The sequence below is a fragment of the Streptomyces sp. ISL-36 genome, from assembly GCF_018614205.1.
GTDB lineage: Bacteria > Actinomycetota > Actinomycetes > Streptomycetales > Streptomycetaceae > Streptomyces.
The window spans coordinates 23,032-43,523 of sequence record NZ_JAGGOS010000060.1 but is presented as its reverse complement, the minus strand read 5'-3'; the positions used below and the strand labels follow the sequence as shown (position 1 = coordinate 43,523).

At 71.1% G+C, this 20,492-nt stretch carries 23 protein-coding genes; 12 read left to right on the top strand and 11 right to left on the bottom strand.

All coding sequences use genetic code 11. The features are described from left to right. Positions 1-200 precede the first annotated feature (200 nt). Together J7E93_RS16515 and hemL are read right to left on the bottom strand one after the other, a co-directional pair. Complete coding sequence (locus J7E93_RS16515) at positions 201-890, bottom strand: histidine phosphatase family protein (protein WP_215070016.1); 690 nt, start codon at positions 888-890, stop codon at positions 201-203. Then, positions 887-2,194 (bottom strand): glutamate-1-semialdehyde 2,1-aminomutase, encoded by a 1,308-nt coding sequence (gene hemL, locus J7E93_RS16510; protein WP_215070014.1) that lies wholly within the window; start codon positions 2,192-2,194, stop codon positions 887-889. Before hemL ends, J7E93_RS16515 begins: the two co-directional genes overlap by 4 nt. Positions 2,195-2,450: 256 nt before the next feature. Here hemL and J7E93_RS16505 point away from each other — a divergent pair, with 256 nt between their 5' ends. Both J7E93_RS16505 and J7E93_RS16500 read left to right on the top strand, forming a co-directional pair. Continuing rightward, the gene (locus J7E93_RS16505) at positions 2,451-3,116 is read left to right on the top strand and encodes a hypothetical protein (RefSeq protein WP_215070114.1); all 666 of its coding nucleotides are present in this window, start codon (positions 2,451-2,453) and stop codon (positions 3,114-3,116) included. A 148-nt stretch (positions 3,117-3,264) separates the two neighbouring features. Then, on the top strand, positions 3,265-3,690 hold the full coding sequence (locus tag J7E93_RS16500) for a MerR family transcriptional regulator (protein WP_215070112.1): 426 nt from the start codon (positions 3,265-3,267) through the stop codon (positions 3,688-3,690). A gap of 104 nt (positions 3,691-3,794) precedes the next feature. Here the strand turns inward: J7E93_RS16500 and J7E93_RS16495 are convergent, their stop codons facing one another. Both J7E93_RS16495 and J7E93_RS16490 read right to left on the bottom strand, forming a co-directional pair. Next, on the bottom strand, positions 3,795-4,688 hold the full coding sequence (locus J7E93_RS16495; protein ID WP_215070012.1) for an ABC transporter substrate-binding protein: 894 nt from the start codon (positions 4,686-4,688) through the stop codon (positions 3,795-3,797). Between the two features lie 164 nt (positions 4,689-4,852). Continuing rightward, positions 4,853-5,431: a TIGR03086 family metal-binding protein gene (locus J7E93_RS16490; RefSeq protein WP_215070010.1), complete on the bottom strand. Its 579-nt coding sequence runs from the start codon at positions 5,429-5,431 to the stop codon at positions 4,853-4,855. Positions 5,432-5,512: 81 nt separating this feature from the next. Between J7E93_RS16490 and J7E93_RS16485 the strand changes: the two genes are divergently transcribed. Further along, entirely contained in the window at positions 5,513-6,394 is an 882-nt protein-coding gene (locus J7E93_RS16485) for a helix-turn-helix domain-containing protein (RefSeq protein WP_215070008.1), read from the top strand. Positions 6,395-6,408: 14 nt separating this feature from the next. Then, positions 6,409-6,954 carry a GNAT family N-acetyltransferase gene (locus J7E93_RS16480; RefSeq protein ID WP_215070006.1) on the top strand — a complete coding sequence of 182 codons (546 nt, stop codon included), beginning with the start codon at positions 6,409-6,411 and terminating at the stop codon, positions 6,952-6,954. On the opposite strand, the gene J7E93_RS16475 is transcribed toward J7E93_RS16480, so the two are convergent. After that, the gene (locus J7E93_RS16475; RefSeq protein WP_215070004.1) at positions 6,951-7,394 is read right to left on the bottom strand and encodes a GNAT family N-acetyltransferase; all 444 of its coding nucleotides are present in this window, start codon (positions 7,392-7,394) and stop codon (positions 6,951-6,953) included. The genes J7E93_RS16480 and J7E93_RS16475 overlap by 4 nt on opposite strands. Before the next feature lie 156 nt (positions 7,395-7,550). Here J7E93_RS16475 and J7E93_RS16470 point away from each other — a divergent pair, with 156 nt between their 5' ends. Then, on the top strand, positions 7,551-8,402 hold the full coding sequence (locus J7E93_RS16470; RefSeq protein ID WP_215070003.1) for an NAD(P)H-binding protein: 852 nt from the start codon (positions 7,551-7,553) through the stop codon (positions 8,400-8,402). Positions 8,403-8,466: 64 nt separating this feature from the next. Further along, complete coding sequence (locus J7E93_RS16465; protein ID WP_215070001.1) at positions 8,467-9,204, top strand: Mut7-C ubiquitin/RNAse domain-containing protein; 738 nt, start codon at positions 8,467-8,469, stop codon at positions 9,202-9,204. An 86-nt stretch (positions 9,205-9,290) separates the two neighbouring features. Here the strand turns inward: J7E93_RS16465 and J7E93_RS16460 are convergent, their stop codons facing one another. Then, the gene (locus J7E93_RS16460) at positions 9,291-9,776 is read right to left on the bottom strand and encodes a MarR family winged helix-turn-helix transcriptional regulator (RefSeq protein ID WP_215069999.1); all 486 of its coding nucleotides are present in this window, start codon (positions 9,774-9,776) and stop codon (positions 9,291-9,293) included. Between the two features lie 32 nt (positions 9,777-9,808). Continuing rightward, positions 9,809-10,369, bottom strand: coding sequence for a TetR/AcrR family transcriptional regulator (locus J7E93_RS16455; RefSeq protein ID WP_215069997.1), 561 nt, complete (start codon positions 10,367-10,369; stop codon positions 9,809-9,811). A 100-nt stretch (positions 10,370-10,469) separates the two neighbouring features. On the opposite strand from J7E93_RS16455, the gene J7E93_RS16450 reads away from it, so the two are divergent. Next, entirely contained in the window at positions 10,470-11,873 is a 1,404-nt protein-coding gene (locus J7E93_RS16450) for an FAD-dependent monooxygenase (RefSeq protein ID WP_215069995.1), read from the top strand. 2 nt (positions 11,874-11,875) lie between these two features. On the opposite strand, the gene J7E93_RS16445 is transcribed toward J7E93_RS16450, so the two are convergent. Continuing rightward, entirely contained in the window at positions 11,876-12,382 is a 507-nt protein-coding gene (locus J7E93_RS16445) for a hypothetical protein (protein ID WP_215069993.1), read from the bottom strand. An 82-nt stretch (positions 12,383-12,464) separates the two neighbouring features. Between J7E93_RS16445 and J7E93_RS16440 the strand changes: the two genes are divergently transcribed. After that, the gene (locus J7E93_RS16440) at positions 12,465-12,800 is read left to right on the top strand and encodes a YnfA family protein (RefSeq protein ID WP_215069991.1); all 336 of its coding nucleotides are present in this window, start codon (positions 12,465-12,467) and stop codon (positions 12,798-12,800) included. A 65-nt stretch (positions 12,801-12,865) separates the two neighbouring features. Beyond that, the gene (locus tag J7E93_RS16435; RefSeq protein ID WP_215069989.1) at positions 12,866-13,630 is read left to right on the top strand and encodes an SDR family NAD(P)-dependent oxidoreductase; all 765 of its coding nucleotides are present in this window, start codon (positions 12,866-12,868) and stop codon (positions 13,628-13,630) included. 68 nt (positions 13,631-13,698) lie between these two features. Here J7E93_RS16435 and J7E93_RS16430 read toward each other — a convergent pair whose 3' ends face one another. Beyond that, positions 13,699-14,892: an RtcB family protein gene (locus tag J7E93_RS16430; protein ID WP_215069986.1), complete on the bottom strand. Its 1,194-nt coding sequence runs from the start codon at positions 14,890-14,892 to the stop codon at positions 13,699-13,701. Between the two features lie 174 nt (positions 14,893-15,066). On the opposite strand from J7E93_RS16430, the gene J7E93_RS16425 reads away from it, so the two are divergent. The 3 genes from J7E93_RS16425 to J7E93_RS16415 all read left to right on the top strand — a co-directional run bounded on the left by J7E93_RS16425 (position 15,067) and on the right by J7E93_RS16415 (position 18,171). Then, positions 15,067-15,909, top strand: a complete 843-nt coding sequence (locus J7E93_RS16425) for a DUF3558 domain-containing protein (protein WP_215069979.1) — start codon at positions 15,067-15,069, stop codon at positions 15,907-15,909. Positions 15,910-16,044: 135 nt separating this feature from the next. After that, on the top strand, positions 16,045-16,770 hold the full coding sequence (locus J7E93_RS16420; RefSeq protein WP_215069977.1) for a DUF3558 domain-containing protein: 726 nt from the start codon (positions 16,045-16,047) through the stop codon (positions 16,768-16,770). 129 nt (positions 16,771-16,899) lie between these two features. Beyond that, on the top strand, positions 16,900-18,171 hold the full coding sequence (locus J7E93_RS16415) for a DUF2637 domain-containing protein (protein WP_215069975.1): 1,272 nt from the start codon (positions 16,900-16,902) through the stop codon (positions 18,169-18,171). An 82-nt stretch (positions 18,172-18,253) separates the two neighbouring features. On the opposite strand, the gene J7E93_RS16410 is transcribed toward J7E93_RS16415, so the two are convergent. Beyond that, positions 18,254-18,490, bottom strand: a complete 237-nt coding sequence (locus tag J7E93_RS16410) for a hypothetical protein (RefSeq protein ID WP_251066629.1) — start codon at positions 18,488-18,490, stop codon at positions 18,254-18,256. Between the two features lie 137 nt (positions 18,491-18,627). Beyond that, positions 18,628-20,352, bottom strand: a complete 1,725-nt coding sequence (lysS, locus tag J7E93_RS16405) for a lysine--tRNA ligase (RefSeq protein ID WP_215069973.1) — start codon at positions 20,350-20,352, stop codon at positions 18,628-18,630. Positions 20,353-20,492: the final 140 nt, after the last annotated feature.

The following is a 20,492-nucleotide window of genomic DNA, read 5'->3' as shown; positions in this document are numbered from 1 at the left end:
AAAAATTCCAGGGCGACCGGACGACTTCCTGCCGTCCGATCGCCCCGCCGGTGTTCCCACTGCACTGCCGTACGAACGTACGCGCGACCCGGCCCGAACGGACCGAGAATCACTCACCGCCACGGGCCCGACCCGAACGGGCCGAGGACCACCGACGCCGACGCCCACGCCCAGGCCCAGGCCCAGGCCGGGAACCCTAGCTAGGCGCCGAAGGCCTTCGACTGCCCCTTGACCGGCTTCGCGCCCGCGAGCAGATGCGCCGGTACGAGATCCCGCGCCGGCTCGCTGTACCCGACCGACACGATCCTGTCGCCCTGGTACGTGAACGAGGTCAGCGAGGCCAGCGTGCACTGCCGGCGCCGCGGGTCGTGCCACAGCTTCCGCTTCTCGACGAAGCTGCGCACGATCCAGATCGGCAGCTGGTGGCTGACGCAGACCGCCTCGTGACCGCGGGCCGCGTCCTTCGCCGCGTCCAGCGCGCCCATCATCCGCACGACCTGCTCGATGTACGGCTCGCCCCAGGACGGCTTGAAGGGGTTGGTGAGGTGCTTCCAGTTGCCCGGCTTGCGCAGCGCCCCGTCGCCGACGCCGAAGGTCTTGCCCTCGAAGACGTTGGCGGCCTCGATCAGCCGCTCGTCCGTGGCCAGGTCGAGACCGTGGCTCTTGGCCACCGGCTGAGCCGTCTCCTGGGCGCGCTCCAGCGGCGAGGACACGACGTACGTGATGTCCCGGCCGGCCAGGTGCTCGGCGACCCGGTCGGCCATCTGCCGCCCCAGCTCGGAGAGGTGGTAACCGGAGCGGCGGCCGTAGAGGACACCGTCGGGGTTGTGCACCTCGCCGTGCCGTACCAGGTGGACGACGGTGATGTCACTGCTGCTGGCGGCGGTCATGCCGTGGCCTCCGCTGCGGCGCGGGCGGCGGCGGGCAGGGCGGCGGCGATCCGCTCGATCGCCCGCTCGTCGTGGGCCGTGGAGACGAACCAGGACTCGAAGGCGGACGGCGGCAGGTAGACCCCGTCGGCCAGCATCGAGTGGAAGAAGGCGTTGAAGCGGAAGGCCTCCTGCTTCTTCGCGTCGTCGTAGTTCCGGACCTCGTCGGCCGTGAAGAAGACGGAGAACATGTTGGACGCGGTCTGCAGCCGGTGCGCGACGCCCTCCTTGGTGAGCGCGCCGGTGACCAGCCCCTGGATCTCCTTCGACACCGCGTCGACCTTCTCGTACGCCGCCGCGTCGAGCAGACGCAGCTGCGCGAGGCCGGCGGCGGTGGCGATCGGGTTACCGGAGAGGGTGCCCGCCTGGTAGACCGGGCCGGCCGGGGCGAGGTGCCCCATGACGTCGGCGCGGCCGCCGAAGGCCGCGGCCGGGAAGCCGCCGCCCATGACCTTGCCGAAGGTCATCAGGTCGGGGGCGACACCGTCGATGCCGTACCAGCCGGCGCGGGAGGTACGGAAACCGGTCATCACCTCGTCGGAGATGTACAGCGCGCCGTTGTCGGAGCAGAGCTGCTTCAGGCCGGCGTTGAACCCCTCCGCCGGCGGCACGACGCCCATGTTGCCGGGCGAGGCCTCGGTGATCACACAGGCGATCTCTCCCGGGTGCGCGGCGAACGCGGCCCGGACCGCCTCCAGGTCGTTGTACGGCAGGACGATGGTGTCCCCGGCCTGCGCACCGGTCACGCCGGGCGTGTCGGGCAGCCCGAAGGTGGCCACACCGGAGCCGGCCGCGGCGAGCAGCGCGTCCACGTGCCCGTGGTAGCAGCCGGCGAACTTCACGACCTTGGCGCGGCCGGTGAAACCGCGGGCGAGCCGGATCGCCGACATCGTGGCTTCCGTGCCGGAGGAGACCAGCCGGACCTGCTCGACCGGCGCGATCCGGGCGACGATCTCCTCGGCGAGGGCGACCTCGCCCTCCCCCGGCGTGCCGAAGGAGGTGCCACGGGCGACGGCGGCCTGCACCGCGGCGATCACCTCGGGGTGGGAGTGACCGAGAATCATCGGCCCCCACGAGCAGACGAGGTCGACGTACTCGCGACCGTCCGCGTCGGTGAGGTACGGGCCGGTACCGGACACCATGAACCGGGGCGTACCGCCCACGGCCCGGAAGGCGCGCACCGGTGAGTTCACGCCGCCGGGCGTCACGAGGGACGCGCGGTCGAAAAGCGTCTGTGAGACTGGGGCTTCGTATGAATACGGCACTGTGGTCCTGACCTGCGAGTAAGTCTGCGAGTACGGAGAGACGGCGTGGGCACCCTGTGAAATTACGCCGGGGCGTGGATCCTCCGCGTCTGCGAAACTGGGGCGTCATAGGGATGGCTCACGGAATCCATGGTGTCAGAGGGCCGGACGTTCTTGCGGACAGGTGTTTCACCGCGAGAGCGTGGGGGAGGTCACTGTCACGATGATCGGCTTGCGCGGCGGGGTCGTGCTGCCTAAAAAGCAGTCGGGTGGAGATATGCATCGCGGTGGCGGACTGGGCGAGGGGACGGACGACCTGGGTCCGGAGCCTGCCCGTCGGGGGAAGCACCGGCGACGGCGTACGGAAGAGTCCACCGGCCCGGCAGGATCTTCGGGAACGCCGGGCGCCTCGGGCGCATCAGGAATTTCAGGGACCTCAGGAACGCCGGGCATCTCAGGTACGTCTGAACCGACAGGACCCATGACGGGGGGCGGGAGTGGCCGGTTGGGTGTGACGTACAAGTACTTCGGCGCACCCGACGGCGCCACGGCGGCCCGCGTCCCCATCTCGATGCGCCCGGAGGAGCTGGGCGGCGACGAGCTCGGCATGGGCGGCATGTTCACCAAGATCAAGCCCGAGACGATAGCCGCGATGGTCCTCACGGGCATCCAGGGCATGCCCCTGCACAAGGTGCCCCCGCTGGAGCTGGTCGTCCTTCACCCCGACTACGCCGTGGTGAAGCTGCCCATGACCGTGGTCGACCCGCTGCGCGGCATCGGCGAGGAGTCGGTCGGCGCGGCGGCCTTCATCTGGTCCACGGTCCCCGACCGCGGCGGCCCCCGGGACGCCTTCAACGTCTACCAGCTGCTCCACGAATGGCAGGACTTCTCCCACCGCCTCCACGAGGCGGGGCACCAGCCGTACTGCCTGGTCTGGCCCTGAGCGTCCGCCGACCTTCCGCGTTGCAGGCGTTTCGCCGCACTTCCCGCTCTCATAAGTGCTGAAGTTAGGACAATCGGCACGAAGCGGGCGGTATCCGCGCCCCTGGGATTCCGCACGAGGAAGGACGCACATCGTGAGCAGAATGCGCATGGTCGGCGAACCCATGCAGATCGGCGAGGTCGCGGCGCGGACGGAGCTGTCCCTGCGGTCCATCCGCCAGTACGAGGACAGTGGCCTGGTCGTCCCCTCCGCGTCCTCCCCGGGCGGCTTCCCGCTCTACACCGACGCCGATGTGGACCGGCTGATGGTGATCCGCCGGATGAGGCCCCTCGGCTTCACGCTCGACGAGACACGTGACCTGCTCACCGCCCTGGACCGCCTCGGAGCGGACCGCCCCGGCACGGATGAGGAGCTCTCGCCCGACGAGCGGTCCGCCCTCGTCGCCCGGGTCCGCGCCTACGAACGGGCCGCCACCGCACGCGTCGCGGAACTGCGCGCCCAACTGGCCCGCGCCGAGGAGTTCGCGGGCTCCCTCCGCGCCCGCCTGGGAGAGGACGCGTCGGTACTGGTGTAGGCGGGAGGCGGAAGGCGGGAGGCTGCAAGGCGGCAAGGCCGGCGGCCCGGGAGACGCACGGTGCGCAGGGGGCGCAGGGGGCAGGTGGCAGGGAGCGCAGGGGGCTAGGCGTCGAGGGCTTCGGCGACGGCGTGGAAGAAACGGGCGTACGCCGCCGGGCTCGGCGGGATCTCCGGGTTCCAGGGCGCCACGCGCGCGTGCCCCACGGGCGGGAACGCGTCGGGCGCCATGGCGTTGGCCCGGCTGTCGAAGAGCACCAGGTCGGGGGCGAGCCGGGCGGCGTGCTCCCAGTCGGCGGTGAGCCAGTTGGCGCCCGGGCCCTGTCCGGGTTCGAGGAGGCGGGCGCCGAGCTCGAGCAGCCGGGCCAGCTCGGGCCAGGCGTGCGGACGGGCCAGGTGGACCTGGTCGCTCCCCGCGCCGGAGAGCGCCAGCACGGCGACGTCCGTCCGCCCGGCGGCGACCCGCAGGGCCTCCTCGGCGGAGGCGAGGGAGTCGGTGGCGGAGCCGGTACCGGGACCCGGGCCGGACGTCAGGCCGGAGCCGGGGCCGGGAGAGGCTACCGTCGAGGTCGGCCTCAGCGCCGCCGCCAACGCGCCGAAGCGCCCGATGATCGTCGGCAACATGAGCTCGTTGCCGACGCAGAGCGCGGCGGACGGAACCCCGAGCCGGTCGGCGACAGCCTCGTCCAGCGCGTACGGACTCTTGCCGTCGTAGGTGACGTCGACGACCAGGTCGGGCCGCAGCTCCCGCAGCACCTGCTCGTCCAGGCTCCGTCCGGGCCCGAGGTACAGGACGCCCGCCGCCTCCAGTCCCCCCGCCTTGACCGGATCGATCACGTCGCCGTCGTGCCCGGAGCCGTACACCGCGACGGGCGTCACCCCCAGGTCCAGAAGGGCCGCCCCGGCCCGTACATAGGCCACCACCCGCTCGGGCGTGCGTGCGGCGGTCAGCGCCACGCCTCTGTCGTCGGTGAACCCCCACGCCCCTGTGTCCGACATGCGGCTGCTCCCTCCCGGCCGGAAATCTCCCTCTCCCCCGCCACCTTGAATCGCTGCACGTGCCCGCACAAGAGGGCCTCGGGGGCTCGGTCCGGCCCCCTACCGGGCTCGCGTCGCCCGGCGCCGCCCCTCGCGGCGTCGTACGATCCGCCGGACGCGGGGCCTCAGGCCCACGCGCGCGGGTCCCGGCCGGTCGTCGCCAGCAGCCGCTCGAAGGGGGACGCGTCCTCCGGCAGCTCCACCGCCTCGCCGAAGACGTACATCTTCCGCGCCGTCGGTGCCATCCGGTCCACCTCCTCCGCCAGGCCCTCGACGACGGCCGGGTCCGGTTCGAAAGACCGGCCGGTGGCGCGGGCCAGGTCCCAGATGTGCACGGTCAGGTCGAGCAGCGCCATCGATCCGACGGTCCTGGCCGGCATGTTCATCGCGCCTGTGGTGCCCTCCTCGGCCCCGGGCGCCGCCCACGCCTCGACGAGCTTCCCGGTCTCGGTCTCGAAACGGGTGCGCCAGTCGGCGTCCCGCAGGTAGTCGGGGGTTACGGAGAAGTCGGACGGCTGTTTGGCGGCGAGGGCCTGGAAGTTCACGACCACGTGGAAGAGGTGGTTGAGCAGGTCGCGTACGTCGTACTCGGCGCAGGGCGTGGGCGCGCCGAGGTCCTCGTCGGCGATGCCGCGCACCACGGGGGCGGCCTGGGCGGCGGCGGTGCCGAGCAGCTCACTGAGGGGATATGCCTGGTTCGTCATGGGGTGACGCTAAGTGATCCTTCCCAGTGCCGTCTTGAAGAAACACGCCACTCCCCATACCCGACATCTACTCTGCGACGCATGACCGCTTTCGGCCCGCGCCGTGACACCCGGGGCATCGTGGACGCCGCCGAGCTCCTCGCACGCGTCCGGTTCCGCCGTCATGAGCCGGCGCCGGAGCTGCGGCCGTATCTGGAGCACTACTGGCTCATCGACTGGACGCTGTCCGAGCCGTACGCGAGCCATGTCGTCCCCCATCCGTCCGTGAACGTCGTCTTCCAGCGGTACGAGGGCGGCGCGGACGGCGGGCCGGGTGAGTCGGTCTCCTCGGCGGAGGTCTCCGGGATCGGGCTCGAGTTGTTCACGCAGAAACTCCTGGGCGTCGGCCGGGTCTGCGGGGTGCAGTTCCGGCCCGGTGGCTTCCGGCCGTTCGCTCCCGCGTGGCCGGTGTCGCGGTGGACGGGGCGGCGGGTCCCGCTCGACGAGGTGTTCGCGGGTGCCGGGGCGGGCGCCCGCGGCGCGCCGGCTGACGATGCGACGGCCGCCGTGCTCGACCCGGAGTCCGACCACGCGCGCGTGGCGGCGCTCGACGCCTACCTGCTGGCTCACGGACCCGCGCCCGATCCGCAGGCCGAGCAGGCCATGGCCCTGGTGGAGCAGGTCCGGACGGACCGCTCGATCCGCCGGGTGTCCGAACTGGCCCGCGCCCAGGGCCTGTCCAGCCGGTCGCTCCAGCGGCTCTTCTCGCACTGCGTCGGCGTCGGCCCGAAATGGGTCATCCTGCGCTACCGCATCCACGAGGCCCTGGAGCGCGCCGAGTCCGCCCGGCCGCCTGGCTCCCTCGACTGGGCCCGGCTCGCCGCCGAGCTCGGGTACAGCGATCAGGCCCACCTCGTCCGCGATTTCACGGCGACGGTCGGGGTCCCGCCGACCGCGTACGCCCGCCGGGTGTCGGACCCCTGACCTACAGTGCGGACATGGACACCCACGCCGCTCCCGTACGGCTCGAGCCCTGGTCCGAGGGCGACTTCGACCTGCTGCGTGCCATGAACGCACCGGCGCTCATGGTGCACCTCGGTGGTCCGGAGAGCGACGAGGCGCTCGCCAAGCGGCACCGGCGCTATGTGGATCTGAGCGCAGCCCGCACGGGCGCCGGACGGATGTTCCGGATCGTGTCGCTCCCCGAGGAGATACCGGCGGGCTCCGTCGGCTTCTGGAGGCAGACCTGGGACGGGGAGCCGGTGTACGAGACGGGGTGGACGGTGCTGCCGGGGTTCCAGGGGCGGGGCCTCGCGACGGCGGCCACGCGGGCGGTGGCGGAGCTGGCGCGGGCCGAGCACATGTACCGCTTCCTGCACGCCTTCCCGTCGGCGGACAACGGCCCCTCGAACGCGGTGTGCCGCAAGGCCGGTTTCGAGCTGCTCGGCGAGCGTGTCGTCGACTACCCGCCGGGCCATCCGCTGCGCTGCAACGACTGGCGCCTGGACCTGGATCCGGACCGTGCCCAGGACGGCCTTCTCTAGCCGTCCTGGGGGTCCAGCGGCTTGGCGAAATGGAAGGCCACGATGTCGAAGCGTTCGCGCAGATAGAAGCGGTGCGCTCCGGTGCGCTGGGTGCCGGAGTCGAGGTTCAGTTCGTGGCAGCCGGCGGCGCGCGCCCGCTCCTCGAGGTGGGACAGGAGCCGGTTCCCGACGCCGGTGGAGCGGGCGGTGGCCGCGGTGACCAGGTCGTCGACGTAGAGCTTGCGGATCGCGCTGGTGTTGTCGACGATCCGCCAGCCGGCGACGCCCACGCAGGCACCGTCGTCCGTGTAGACGGCGGTGAAGCGCAGGCCCTGGGGGTGCCCGTTCCCGTAGACCTCGTGGAAGAGCGGAGCCGTGAGGTGGGGGCGCAGCTCGCGCAGGACGGGGAGCAGGTCGGTGTCGAGGCGCCGGTCGCCGGGCTCCAGGTCGATGATCTTCATAGCGGGACGGTACCCCCTCGGCGACGGGCCCTGAGGGGTCTCGGGGTTTTATCCGGGTTGACGGGCCGGGGCCCCGCCGGGATATTTATCTGCGTGACACAGATTCTTCTCCGCGCAGTCGACCGTGCGGGGATTCCTCCAGGAAGGACCTCTCCCATGACCGTTCTCGTCACCGGAAGCCGTGGCCGCGTCGCTTCGACCCTCCTCGGACTGCTCCACACCGCGGGCATCAAGGCCCGGGCCGCCTCCAAGAACCCCGCGGATCTCTCCCCACCCGACGGCATCGAGGCCGTCCGCTGCGATCTCGCCGATCCGGCGGACTTCGCCGTCGCTCTCGACGGCGTCGACTCCGTCTTCCTGTACGCCGAGGCCTCCCACATCGACGCCTTCGTCGCGCAGGCCCGAGCCGCCGGCGTCGAGCACGTCGTGCTCCTCTCCTCCAGCTCCGTGCTCGCCCCGGACGCCGCCGAGAACCCGATCGCCTCCTCCCACCTGGCCGTCGAGCGCGCGCTGGCGGCCGCGGCGGCCGACGGAGCCTTCGAGGCGACCCTTCTCCGGCCGGGCGCCTTCGCGGCCAATGCCCTGCAGTGGGCGTCGACGATCAGGTCCTCACGCGCGGTGGAGCTTCCGTACCCGGGGTCGCACGGCGATCCGATCCACGAGAGGGACATCGCCGAGGTCGCGTTCGCGGCCTTGACCGAGCCCCGGCTGCGGGGCTCCGCTCCCCTGCTGACCGGCCCGGAGTCGCTCGACTTCACGGAGCAGCTGGCGATACTCGCCGAGGTGACGGGCCGCCCGGCGACCGCTGCTGCCGTCACGCCTGCGCAGTGGAAGGAGTCCGTCGCCCCCTTCCTCCCGGAGCCCTTCGCCGACGCCCTGCTCTCGTATTGGGGCTCGCACGACGGCAGCCCGGTGCCCCTGACCCGGACGGTCGAGGAGGTGACCGGCCGGCCGGCCCGCACCTTCGCCGAGTGGGCCGCCGACCACGCCGACGCCTTCCGCCCCTGAGCCCCGGATCCTCGGCGGCCGAATAACCTGGCCGCCTGCCGGGCCCCGGTGACATCCTGTCCCCGTGAACGGACCGGAGATCCTCATCAGCTTCGCCCCCGGCCTGCGGCTCTTCGTCCCGGCGGACCGGCGCTCGGGGCGCACCGCCGTGACGACCGACGGCGCCTCGACCCTCGGCCATGTCGTGGAGTCGCTCGGGGTCCCGCTCACCGAGGCCGGGCGACTGCTGGTGGACGGGCGTCCGGTCGAGGCCTCTCACATCCCCGCGGCGGGCGAGACGGTCGAGGTGGAGGGGGTCGAGCGCCCCCAGCCGGTGCCCGGGGCCCCGCTCCGGTTCCTCCTCGACGTCCACCTGGGCACGCTGGCACGGCGGTTGCGGCTGCTCGGTGTCGACGCGGCGTACGAGAGCCAGGACATCGGGGATGCCGCCCTGGCCGCGCTCTCCGCGAAGGAGCGGCGCGTGATGCTCTCGCGGGATCGCGGGCTGCTGCGCCGCCGGGAGCTGTGGGCCGGCGCCTATGTGTACAGCGACCGGCCCGAAGACCAACTCCGGGACGTACTGGAGCGGTTCGCCCCCGCCCTGGCCCCCTGGACCCGCTGCACCGCGTGCAACGGGCGGCTCACCGACGCCGACAAGGACTCGGTGCGCGAGCGGCTGGAGCACGGCACGCAGAAGACGTACGACGTCTTCGCGCGGTGTACCCAGTGCGAGCGGGTGTACTGGCGGGGCGCGCACCACGCCCGCCTGGAGGCGATCGTCACCGACGCACTGCGCGAGTTCGGCGGCGCGGCGGCCCGCTGAGCGACTGCCCGGCGCGTCCGGACCGGCGCCTCCGGACCGGCGCATCCCGCCCGGCGCATCCCGCCCGGCACATCGCGCCCGCAGGATCAGTCGATCTCGCCCGTACGCAGCCGCTCGATCTGCTGGGCACTGAGCTCGACGGTCCGGCGCATATGGGCGATGAGCAGGGCGACTTCGGCATCGCTGTAGGCGTCGAACATCGCGCCCCAGGCCCCGTTGAGCCGCCGCCAGAACGCGCCCAGTTCCGCCATGCGCTCCGGCACGGCGGCCACGAGCACGCGCCGCCTGTCCTCGGCGTCCCGCTCGCGCGTGACGTAGCCGGCCCGCTCCAGCCGGTCGACGAGCCGGGTCGCCGAGCCGGTGGTCAGCCCCGTGAGCTCGGCGACCCGGCCGATGGTGACGGGGCCGGGCTCCAGCGACAGCAGGTTCAGGCACTGGACATCGGTCGGGTGCAGCCGCAGATGGTCCGCGACGGCCTGGTTGAACAGCGCGTACGAGGCCATGTAGCGGCGGGACTCGTCGTACAGCTGGGTCATCAGACCGTCCCGGCGGACGGAACTCTTCTGCGGCATGCAGAAAGTGTACGAAGCAGCGACCTGCCGCTCTATGGCTGCTGCGCGGTCAGGTAGCGCTGCACGGTCGGCCCCAGCCAGGCGACGACGTCCTCTCGGGACATCTCGACCGCCGGCGGCAGCCTCAGCACATAGCGGGCCAGCGCCATGCCGAGGATCTGCGAGGCGGCGAGGGCCGCGCGGCGGGGCGCCTCGGCGGGGTCGGGGCAGACGCCGAGGGCGACCGGCCCGAGCTGCTCGGCGAAGATCGCCTGCATCCTCTCGGCACCCGCGGCGTTGGTGACGCCGACCCGCAGAAGCCCGGTCAGGACGTCGTCCCGTTCCCAGCGGTCGAGGAAGTGCGTGACCAGGACCGCGCCGATGTGCCGGGAGGGCAGGGCGCCCAGCTCCGGAAGATGCAGCTCGAACTCGGAAGCGGCGGCGAACAGCCCCTCCTTGTTGCCGTAGTAGCGCATCACCATCGACGGATCGATCCCGGCGTCGCGGGCGATGGCCCTGATGGTGGCGCGCTCGTAGCCGTCGGAGGCGAACCGCTCGCGAGCGGCTTCGAGGATCGCGGCACGGGTGGCGTCGGAGCGGCGGGCTGTCGTCATGCCAACAACTGTAGGCCAACAGGTGTTGACACGCCATCGGCGCGGCGCCTACATTTGCCAACAAGCGTTGACCAACACTTGTTGGCCAACAGGAGTTGGCATGGCACACCTGGAGGCAGCCATGAACCACCTGGACACGGACGTCCTCGTCATCAGAGCGGGCCCCACCGGCATGCTGCTCGCCGGCGACCTCGCCGCCGCGGGACTGCGCGCCACGCTGATCGAGCGCCGACCCCACGGCATCAGCAACATGACCCGCGCCTTCGGCGTCCACGCCCGCACCCTGGAACAGCTCGACGCCCGCGGCCTCGCCGACGACCTCGTCTCCACCGGCACCCCCCTCACCCAGCTGCGCCTCTTCCGCCACCTCACCCTCGACCTGACCCGGCTGCCCTCCCGCTTCCCCTACCTCCTGATCACCCCGCAGTACGAAGTCGAGCGACTCCTCGAACACCGCGCCCTGTCCACAGGTGTGGACTTCCGGTACGGAACGGAACTGCGCGCACTGAGCCAGGACACCGACACGGTCACCGCCGAACTCACCGGCCCCGGCGGCGCACCCCTCACCCTCCGTGCCCGCTACCTCGTCGGCGCCGACGGCGTACGCAGCACCGTGCGGGCCGCCCTCGGACTCCCCTTCCCCGGCACCTCGGTGATCCGCTCCCTCGTCCTCGCCGACGTCCGCCTCACCCACGAACCCGAAGGACTCCTCACGGTCAACGGAGCCCGGGACGCCTTCGCCTTCATCGCCCCCTTCGGCGACGGCTGGTACCGCGTGATGGGCTGGAACCGCACCCGCCAGGTCCCCGACAGCGAACCCGTCGACCTCGACGAGGTCCGCGACATCGCCCGCCGCGCCCTCGGCAGCGACTACGGCATGCACGACGCCCGCTGGATCTCCCGCTTCCACAGCGACGAACGCCAGGCCCCCGCCTACCGCTCGGGCCGCGTCCTCCTCGCCGGCGACGCCGCCCACGTCCACTCCCCCGCCGGCGGTCAGGGCATGAACACCGGCCTCCAGGACGCCGCCAACCTCTCCTGGAAACTCGCCGCCGTCCTGCGCGGGGACGCCCCCGACCCCGAGGCGCTACTCGACACCTACCAGACCGAACGCCACCCGGTCGGCGCGGCGGTACTGCGCAGCAGCGGAGCCATCGTCCGGCTCGCCATGGCCCGCGACCCCCTCCTGCGCACCGCCCGCGCGCTCGCGACGCGCCTCCTGAACACCTTCCGCCCCGCCGCCGACAAGGCCATGGGCGCGATCAGCGGTCTCGGCATCGCCTACGGCCGGACGGGCCGGCGCGTCCCCGACCTGACCCTGCGCGAGGGCAGGCTCTACGAACTGCTCCGCGCGGGCGAGTTCGTCCTGATCGCCCCCGAGGGCACGAAGCCGGCCCTGCCTGCCTCCCCTGCCTCCCCGGCCCGGGTCGTACGGGCCACCTGGACCGACCCCGCCCGGCGCACCACGCTCCTGGTCCGCCCCGACGGCCACACCTTCCGATGATGTCAGAAGACGTAGGGATCACCCGTCGCGAGCACAAGGACCCGATGACGGTCGTTCTTCGGATTCCGGTCGGTCGAGCCGTCGCTCCACACGGTGCCGATGTCGACGGTCACCTCGTCCGGAGAGCCCGCCGTCCGCAGATCGAGCGCCAGCTCGCCTGCCGCCCCCGCGGCCCGCAGCTCACCCGTGCGGCAGACCACCACCCGATCACTCCCCCACAGACAGGAAGGAGGAAGCTCCTGCCCACCGGCCAGCGGCTCGGAGAAGGCGAGCCGGACCGTCGCCTGGGACACATGGGACGGCCCATGGTTCTCGCTGACCAACCAGACCCCCAGTCGCCTCTCCCAGAGAGAGACATGGCCGTGGTGGGCCAGGTCCGCCTCGGCCGTGACCGGTACCGGCTCGACGGCGACCGGTGCCGGCCCGACAGCCCGGGCACTCTCCCCCACGCCGACCACGACCGTGCCCGTCAGGGCCAGACCGAGCAGCACCTTGCTCATCACACTCATGCCCTGAAGATACCGATTGTCCCGCATATGTTCTGACTATCCGTCAGCCCGCGTGTCCCCCCGGACCTGCCACCCTGTCCCCATGCTCATCGCCCGATCCGCCGCCCTCTTCGTCCTCGCCGCCCTCTTCGAGATCGGCGGCGCCTGGCTCGTCTGGCAAGGCGTCCGCGAACACCGCGGCTGGATCTGGATCGGCGCCGGAGTCGCCGCCCTCGGCGTCTACGGCTTCGTGGCCACCCTCCAGCCCGACGCCGAGTTCGGCCGGATCCTCGCCGCCTACGGCGGGGTCTTCGTCGCCGGCTCGATCGCCTGGGGCATGGTCGCCGACGGCTACCGCCCCGACCGCTGGGACGTCACCGGAGCACTGATCTGCCTCGCCGGCATGGCCGTGATCATGTACGCCCCGCGAGCCCGCTGACCACCGGCCGCCGCCTATCCTGACCAGCGAGCGACGTAATCGACCACACGCGCGAGGAGCACGTCATGACTGCCGCCGGTACCCCCATCGCCATCGTCACCGGAGCGAGCAGCGGAATCGGCGCCGCCACCGCCAGGCAACTCGCCGCGGCCGGATACCGCGTGGTCCTCACCGCCCGCCGCAAGGACCGCATCGAGAAGATCGCCGCCGAGATCAACGAGGCCGGCCACCAGGCCACCGCCTACGCCCTCGACGTCACCGACCGCGAAGCCGTCCAGACCTTCGCGACCGCCTTCCGCACGATCGCGGTCCTGGTCAACAACGCGGGCGGCGCCCTCGGCGCCGACCCCGTCGCCACCGGCGACCCCGACGACTGGCGCCAGATGTACGAGGTCAACGTCATCGGCACCCTCAACGTCACCCAGGCCCTGCTCCCCGCCCTCACCGCCAGCGGCGACGGCACGGTCGTCGTCCTGTCCTCCACCGCCGGCCACTCCACCTACGAAGGCGGCGCCGGCTACGTCGCCGCCAAGAACGGCGCCCGCGTCCTCGCCGAAACCCTCCGCCTCGAGATCGTCGGCACCCCGGTCCGCGTCATCGAGATCGCCCCCGGAATGGTCAAGACCGACGAGTTCGCCACCACCCGCTTCCGCGGCGACACCGAAAAAGCCGCCAAGGTCTACGCCGGCGTCCCCGACCCCCTCACCGCCGACGACGTCGCCGGCACCATCACCTGGGCCGTCACCCGCCCCCCACACGTCAACATCGACCTCCTCGTCGTCCGCCCCCGTGCCCAGGCCTCCAACACCAAGGTCCACCGCGAGCTCTGACGAGAACCGACCGGGAACGAGCGAAGGGCCGACGCACACGCGTCGGCCCTTCTGCACTCCGCAGCCGCTCAGCCCTTCACGCAGACGACCTGCTTCAGCTTCGCGACCACCTCGACCAGGTCCCGCTGCTGATCGATGACCTTCTCGATCGGCTTGTAGGCGCCCGGGATCTCGTCCACGACACCGGAGTCCTTACGGCACTCCACGCCCCGCGTCTGCTCCTCCAGATCACGCGTCGAGAAGCGCCGCTTCGCCGCGGTCCGGCTCATCTTTCGGCCGGCGCCGTGCGAGGCGGAGTTGAAGGACGCCTCGTTCCCCAGACCCTTCACGATGTACGAACCGGTACCCATCGAGCCCGGGATGATCCCGAACTCTCCGGAGCCCGCCCGGATCGCGCCCTTTCGGGTGACGAGCAGGTCCATCCCCTCGTATCGCTCCTCCGCCACGTAGTTGTGGTGACAGGAGATGACCGGATCGAAGGTCACCTTCGCCTTGCGGAACTCCCGCCGGACGACCTCCTGGAAGAGCGCCATCATCACCGCTCGGTTGTACTTCGCGTACTCCTGCGCCCAGAAGAGATCGTTCCGGTACGCGGCCATCTGCGGGGTGTCTGCGACGAAGACCGCCAGGTCCCGGTCGACGAGCCCCTGGTTGTGCGGCAGCTTCCGCGCCTCACCGATGTGGTACTCGGCGAGCTCCTTGCCGATGTTCCGCGAGCCCGAGTGAAGCATCAACCAGACCGACCCTTGGCCATCGATGCAAACTTCGCAGAAGTGATTGCCCGCGCCTAGCGTTCCCATCTGCATTGCTGCCCGTTCGCGACGGAATTTGACCGCGTCCGCGATCCCGTCGAACCGGGACCAGAAGCCCTCCCACCCCGCCGTCGGGAACTGGTACAGCCGTTTCGGATCCACCTCGTCCCGGTGCATCCCCCGCCCCACCGGAATCGCCTGCTCGATCTTCGACCGCAGCCGCGAGAGATCGCCCGGCAGGTCGTTCGCCGTCAGCGACGTCTTGACCGCCGACATGCCGCAGCCGATGTCCACGCCCACCGCCGCCGGACACACGGCCCCCCGCATCGCGATCACGGAGCCGACGGTCGCGCCCTTGCCGTAATGCACGTCCGGCATCACGGCCAGGCCCTTGATCCACGGCAGCGTCGCCACGTTCTGGAGCTGCTGCATGGCGCCGCCCTCGACCGTGGAAGGATCGGTCCACATCCGGATGGGCACCTTCGCACCCGGTACCTCTACATACGACATACTTCCTCGATTCCCCCGAAAAGCCTGAAAACGCAAAAACCGGCACCAAGGCCCGTACAAGTGACAACGGACCGGCATCGACGGCGTTGCGTGCGATACACATTGTGTCCATCGGCCGGACTCCGGCGGCAAACAGTTTTCGGGGAAGTCTTCGGGAGAAGGGAGCCTGAGAGCGTGCAGCGACAGGCGTACGTACCCGGTCTGACAGCGCTGACCATGGCGCTCGCCTTGGGCCTCACCGGCTGCTCCTCCGGCACCGGAAGCGACACCGCCGCCATCGACTCCAAGGCCGGGCCCGCAGCGGCCGCGGCGCCCCCGGGCCGCTACCGCACGCTCTTCGAGCCCTGCGGCTCCGTCCCGCAGGCCACGCTCAGGGATCTGCTGCCCGGCGCCGCCCAGCTGCCCGACGAGGAGCGCGACCGGGCGTACCGCGGCAGCGCTGCCGTCACGTACGACACCGACCGCCGCGTCGGGTGCAGCTGGAAGGCCGACACCCCCGACGCCTCGCACCGGCTCCTCCTCGACATGGAGCGGGTGGTGTCGTACGACTCGGCCGTCAGCGACGACGACCGTGCCCAGGAGGTGTTCGCCGGCAAGCAGACCGCGGCGGACCTCCCCCAGCCCCCGCCGACGACCGCCCCCACCAGCCCCTCCGGCAGCACCAGCCCGTCCGGCAGCCCCGCCACCGGCGCGGCCGACCCTTCGGCCTCGACACCTCCCGCCCAGCCGTCCGACTCCGACACCCCGCCGGCCCCCGGGACCGGCACCGGCACCGGCCTGGAGCCCCGCGTGCTGCAGGGTCTCGGTCAGGTCGCGTTCCTCGACGACGTGCTCGCGAGCGTCGGGACGAGCGGTCGGCACCGCACGGTGAGCGTGGTGTTCCGCACATCCAATGTGATCGTGACGGTCGAGTACGCGGAGCAGACGAACGGTTCCGCGGAGGCCCCGGACAGCAGGGAACTGCAGGAAAAGGCGGTGAGTCTGGCCCGTCTGCTCGCCGAGCGGCTGGAGGAGTAGCCGCCCGGACCCCCTCCGTGAGCGCACCGCGACCACGTAACGTGTCGGCGTACCGTGGCCGTCGGCCGGGCCGTACGGCAGCCGGCCGGAGCGGACGAACACTGCCGGACCGTACGACAAGCGACTGAAGGAACCATGCACCGATCAGCCCCGCGACTCTCCCGCATACTCGCCTGCGCAGCCGTTCCGGTGATGCTCGTCGTCGCCGGCTGCTCCTCGGACTCCGACGGTTCCGGGTCGGCCCCGGACAAGGGCAAGGGGTCGTCCTCGGCCACCCCGAGCGCCCAGCAGTCGACGAAGACGGTCGAGCCGGCGAAGTTCACGAAGCTGCCGGACGTCTGCAAGTCGATCTCCGCGAAGACGACCGCGAGCCTGGTGCCCAAGGCGAAGGCGAAGAACGGTACGACGGCTCCCTCCAGCGACACGACGAGCCGTGGCGGTTGCTCGTGGAACGGCCTTGAGGACAAGGGGCTGAAGGGCTCGCAGTACCGCTGGCTCGACGTCTCCTTCTACCGCTACGAGTCGGATGCCTCGCTCGGCAGCGGCCAGGAGCGTGCGCAGGAGAACTTCACCAAGGAGCTGGCCAAGGTCCAGGCGACGGAGGGTGCCAAGAAGCTGCGCACCACCGAGGTGCCGGGGGTCGGCGACCAGGCGAAGGCGGTGGCGTACGAGCTGCGTAAGACGGGTGAGGACTTCAAGTACGCCTCGATCGTGGCGCGTACGGGCAATGTGCTGGTGCTGCTGACGTACAACGGCGCCGGTTACGCGGGGGCGTCCGCTCCGTCCGACAAAGTGATGATGGATGGTGCGGTGAAGGCCGCCAAGGAGGCCGTCGCGGCGGTCGCCGGCGCCGGCAGCTAGCGGCGCGCGTCGCGAACACCCGCTTTTGCACGTGTTTTCGAGGAGCCCGTCCCTCCCCCGGGGGCCGGGCTCCTCGCGCATGTGCCACGCTGTGCCCGCGAGATGTCGAATGACGGGAGGGGATCGCGGGTGGCCGCGGTGCAGCTGACACGCACGCACAAGATTCTGATCGGTGTGGTGGTCGCCGGTGCGGTGATCATCGCCGGTATCGGTTTCGCGGGTTCGTACGCCGCTGTGCGCGAGCTCGCGGTGGAGAAGGGCTTCGGCGACTTCTCCTACTTCTTCCCCATTGGCATCGATGCCGGCATCTGTGTGCTGCTCGCGCTGGATCTGCTGCTGACCTGGATCCGGATACCGTTCCCGCTCCTGCGTCAGACGGCGTGGGTGCTGACGGCGGCGACGATCGCGTTCAACGGCGCGGCGGCATGGCCCGATCCGCTGGGTGTGGGTATGCACGCGGTGATCCCGGTGCTGTTCGTGGTGGCGGTGGAGGCGGCCCGGCACGCGGTGGGCCGGATCGCGGACATCACGGCCGACAAGCACATGGAGGGCGTGCGGCTCACCCGGTGGCTGCTGTCGCCGGTGCCGACGTTCCGGCTGTGGCGCCGGATGAAGTTGTGGGAGCTGCGTTCGTACGAGCAGGTCATCAAGTTGGAGCAGGACCGGCTGATCTATCAGGCGCGGCTGCAGGCTCGCTTCGGGCGGGCGTGGCGGCGGAAGGCGCCGGTGGAGTCGCTGATGCCGTTGCGGCTGGCGAAGTACGGGGTGCCGCTGGCGGAGACGGCGGCGGCCGGCCTTGCGGCGGCGGGCGTGGAGCCGGCGCTGATCCCGCCGCAGCCGGCGGCTTCCCAGCCGGTGCAGCAGGTGCAGGCGGTGCAGCAGGTGCAGGCGCACCAGGTGCAGGGGGCGCCGCAGCTGCCTCTGGGCCCGGGTCAGCCACAGCAGCCCGGCCCGCAGCAGCTGCAACAGCAGCAGCCGGAGCAGGAGCTTCCCGCGAACCACGACAGCCCGTGGTTCCAGGCGCAGCAGTTGCCTCCGGAGGCGTACGAGGGCGCCTTCGACCCGACGTACGTGGAGGGCTTCGAGCCGACGCCGGTCGCCGTGCCGCAGGGCCCGGACGATCTGCCGATCCCGGGGCCGCGTCAGGAGCAGTCGTTCCAGGAGTACGAGGAGTACGTCGACCCGGAGCTGTCCACGTCCGAGCTCGCGGAGACCGCGTACAAGGCGATGTGGATGTACTTCGACGAGCACCAGCAGCCGCCGAGCATCGAGCAGCTCGACATACTGCTGAGTGACAAGTACGGCGTGGAGCACCCGCGGAGCGCGGCTCTGCTGAGGCAGTTGATGCCGGGGCTGCGGCAGCGGATGGATCAGGAGCTGGCGGAGAACCACATCGCCTGACCGCTTGCGCGGGCGGTCGGGCCTTGGCCCGTGGGCGGTCAGGCCCTGGCCCGCGGGCGGTCAGGCCCTGGCCCGTGGGCGGTCAGGCCCTGGCCCGCTTCTTCGCGGTCTCGCCCCATGCCGCGAGGGCGATCCCGGCGAGCGCCAGGACGAGGTATCCGGCGGTCGGGATGTCCCACCACTTCTGGAGCAGGCCCCAGGCCTTGTCTCCGAAGATCTGCCCGCCGGCGCCGAGTCCGCCCTGGACGAGGGAGATCCAGCCGACGACCGCGATGGCTTCGTTTCTGATGGCGTCGTTTCTGATGGCGTCGTTCTTCATGTCTCCACGGTCTCCGGCGTCCGCCTCGTTCTCGTCGTGCTCACGTCGGAACTCGGCCTCGTCCGAAGGATGCAGAGGAGAACGCGGAAGGCCGCCGCCCGGAGCCGGGGCGGCGGCCTTCCTGCGTACGGCGGCGCCTATGCGCCGAGCAGCTTCCGCACCCGCTCCGCACCCACCGCGAGCAGCAGCGTGGGCAGACGCGGGCCGGTCTCGCGGCTGACGAGGAGCTTGTAGAGCAGGGCGAAGAACGCGCGCTGGGCGACCTTCAGCTCCGGGGTCGGCTTGGCCTCGGGGTCGAGACCGGCCATGACCTTCGGGACGCCGTAGACGAGCGTGGTCAGGCCGTCCAGGGACCAGTGGGTGTCCAGGCCCTCCAGGAGGAGGCGCAGCGATTCGCGTCCCTGGTCGTCCAGGGTGCCGAGGAGCTCGGTGTCGGGTTCGTCGCGGACGACGGTGCGCTGGTCGGCCGGGACCTGGGTGGTGATCCAGTTCTCGGCGCGACCCAGGCGCGGTCGGACCTCGTCCAGGGACGTGACCGGGTTCTCGGGGTCCAGTTCGGTCAGGATCCGCAGGGTCTGCTCGTCGTGGCCGGCCGTGATGTCCATGACCGAGGCGAGCGTCCGGTACGGGAGCGGGCGCGGGGTGCGCGGCAGCTCGCCGGCCGCGGTGCGCGCCGCTCGGGCGTACGCCGCCGCGTCCGCCGGGAGCACGGTCCCGTCCTGGACCTTGGCCTCCAGCTTGTCCCACTCGTCGTAGAGCCGCTGGATCTCCTGGTCGAAGGCGATCTTGAAGGACTGGTTGGGCTTGCGGCGCGCGTACAGCCAGCGCAGCAGGGGCGCCTCCATGATCTTCAGGGCGTCGGCCGGGGTCGGTACGCCGCCGCGCGACGAGGACATCTTGGCCATGCCGCTGATGCCGACGAAGGCGTACATGGGGCCGATCGGCTGCACGCCGTCGAAGATCTGGCGGACGATCTGTCCGCCGACGACGAAGGACGAGCCGGGCGAGGAGTGGTCGACGCCGGAGGGCTCGAAGATCACGCCCTCGTACGCCCAGCGCATGGGCCAGTCGACCTTCCAGACCAGCTTGCCGCGGTTGAACTCGCTCAGCTTGACGGTCTCCGAGAAGCCGCAGGCCGTGCAGGTGTACGCCAGCTCGGTCGTCTCGTCGTCGTACGACGTGACGGTCGTGAGGTCCTTGTCGCACTGCCCGCAGTACGGCTTGTACGGGAAGTAGCCGCCGGCGCCGCCCGAGCCGTCGTCCTCGCTGGCCGCGCCCGAGCCCTCCTCGGCCTCCAGCTCGGCCTCGTCGACGGGCTTCTGCGACTTCGCCGGGGCCTTCTTGGTCCGGTACTGGTCGAGGATCGCGTCGATGTCGCCGCGGTGCTTCATCGCGTGCAGGATCTGCTCGCGGTACGTGCCCGCCGTGTACTGCTCGGTCTGGCTGATCGGGTCGTACTCGACGCCCAGCTCGGCCAGCGACTCGACCATGGCGGCCTTGAAGTGCTCGGCCCAGTTCGGGTACGGCGAGCCGGGCGGGGCCGGGACGGAGGTCAGCGGCTTGCCGATGTGCTGCTCGTACCCCTCCTTGTCCACGCCGGGAATGCCGTTGGGCACCTTGCGGTACCGGTCGTAGTCGTCCCAGGAGATCAGGTGCCGGACCTCGTGCCCGCGCCGCCGGATCTCGTCGGCGACCAGGTGCGGGGTCATGACCTCACGGAGATTGCCCAGGTGAATGGGGCCGGAGGGGGAGAGTCCGGAGGCGACGACGACCGGTTTGCCAGGCGCACGTCGCTCCGACTCGGCGATGACCTCGTCCGCGAAACGGGAGACCCAGTCGGTCTCGGTGCTGCTCTGAGCCACGGTCGGTACGTCCTTCTTCCTTGATTCCCTCGAATGCCTTGCAGCCTTACGTCAGCCATTCTCCCAGACGGAACGGTGCACTCCGAGGTTGTCCACAGGCGGAGAAAACACGTTGCCCACCCATGGGACACTTGACAAGC

What these genes read in the sequence shown, in the direction of transcription:
- J7E93_RS16495 (WP_215070012.1), bottom strand. Translation starts at nt 4,688, where the DNA reads ATGTCGGACACAGGGGCGTGGGGGTTCACCGACGACAGAGGCGTGGCG.
- J7E93_RS16500 (WP_215070112.1), top strand. Translation starts at nt 3,265, where the DNA reads ATGGTCGGCGAACCCATGCAGATCGGCGAGGTCGCGGCGCGGACGGAG.
- J7E93_RS16480 (WP_215070006.1), top strand. Translation starts at nt 6,409, where the DNA reads ATGGACACCCACGCCGCTCCCGTACGGCTCGAGCCCTGGTCCGAGGGC.
- J7E93_RS16455 (WP_215069997.1), bottom strand. Translation starts at nt 10,369, where the DNA reads ATGACGACAGCCCGCCGCTCCGACGCCACCCGTGCCGCGATCCTCGAA.
- J7E93_RS16460 (WP_215069999.1), bottom strand. Translation starts at nt 9,776, where the DNA reads ATGCCGCAGAAGAGTTCCGTCCGCCGGGACGGTCTGATGACCCAGCTG.
- J7E93_RS16440 (WP_215069991.1), top strand. Translation starts at nt 12,465, where the DNA reads ATGCTCATCGCCCGATCCGCCGCCCTCTTCGTCCTCGCCGCCCTCTTC.
- J7E93_RS16430 (WP_215069986.1), bottom strand. Translation starts at nt 14,892, where the DNA reads ATGTCGTATGTAGAGGTACCGGGTGCGAAGGTGCCCATCCGGATGTGG.
- J7E93_RS16420 (WP_215069977.1), top strand. Translation starts at nt 16,045, where the DNA reads ATGCACCGATCAGCCCCGCGACTCTCCCGCATACTCGCCTGCGCAGCC.
- J7E93_RS16485 (WP_215070008.1), top strand. Translation starts at nt 5,513, where the DNA reads ATGACCGCTTTCGGCCCGCGCCGTGACACCCGGGGCATCGTGGACGCC.
- J7E93_RS16505 (WP_215070114.1), top strand. Translation starts at nt 2,451, where the DNA reads ATGCATCGCGGTGGCGGACTGGGCGAGGGGACGGACGACCTGGGTCCG.
- J7E93_RS16435 (WP_215069989.1), top strand. Translation starts at nt 12,866, where the DNA reads ATGACTGCCGCCGGTACCCCCATCGCCATCGTCACCGGAGCGAGCAGC.
- J7E93_RS16445 (WP_215069993.1), bottom strand. Translation starts at nt 12,382, where the DNA reads ATGAGTGTGATGAGCAAGGTGCTGCTCGGTCTGGCCCTGACGGGCACG.
- J7E93_RS16515 (WP_215070016.1), bottom strand. Translation starts at nt 890, where the DNA reads ATGACCGCCGCCAGCAGCAGTGACATCACCGTCGTCCACCTGGTACGG.
- J7E93_RS16490 (WP_215070010.1), bottom strand. Translation starts at nt 5,431, where the DNA reads ATGACGAACCAGGCATATCCCCTCAGTGAGCTGCTCGGCACCGCCGCC.
- J7E93_RS16470 (WP_215070003.1), top strand. Translation starts at nt 7,551, where the DNA reads ATGACCGTTCTCGTCACCGGAAGCCGTGGCCGCGTCGCTTCGACCCTC.
- J7E93_RS16450 (WP_215069995.1), top strand. Translation starts at nt 10,470, where the DNA reads ATGGCACACCTGGAGGCAGCCATGAACCACCTGGACACGGACGTCCTC.
- J7E93_RS16410 (WP_251066629.1), bottom strand. Translation starts at nt 18,490, where the DNA reads ATGAAGAACGACGCCATCAGAAACGACGCCATCAGAAACGAAGCCATC.
- J7E93_RS16475 (WP_215070004.1), bottom strand. Translation starts at nt 7,394, where the DNA reads ATGAAGATCATCGACCTGGAGCCCGGCGACCGGCGCCTCGACACCGAC.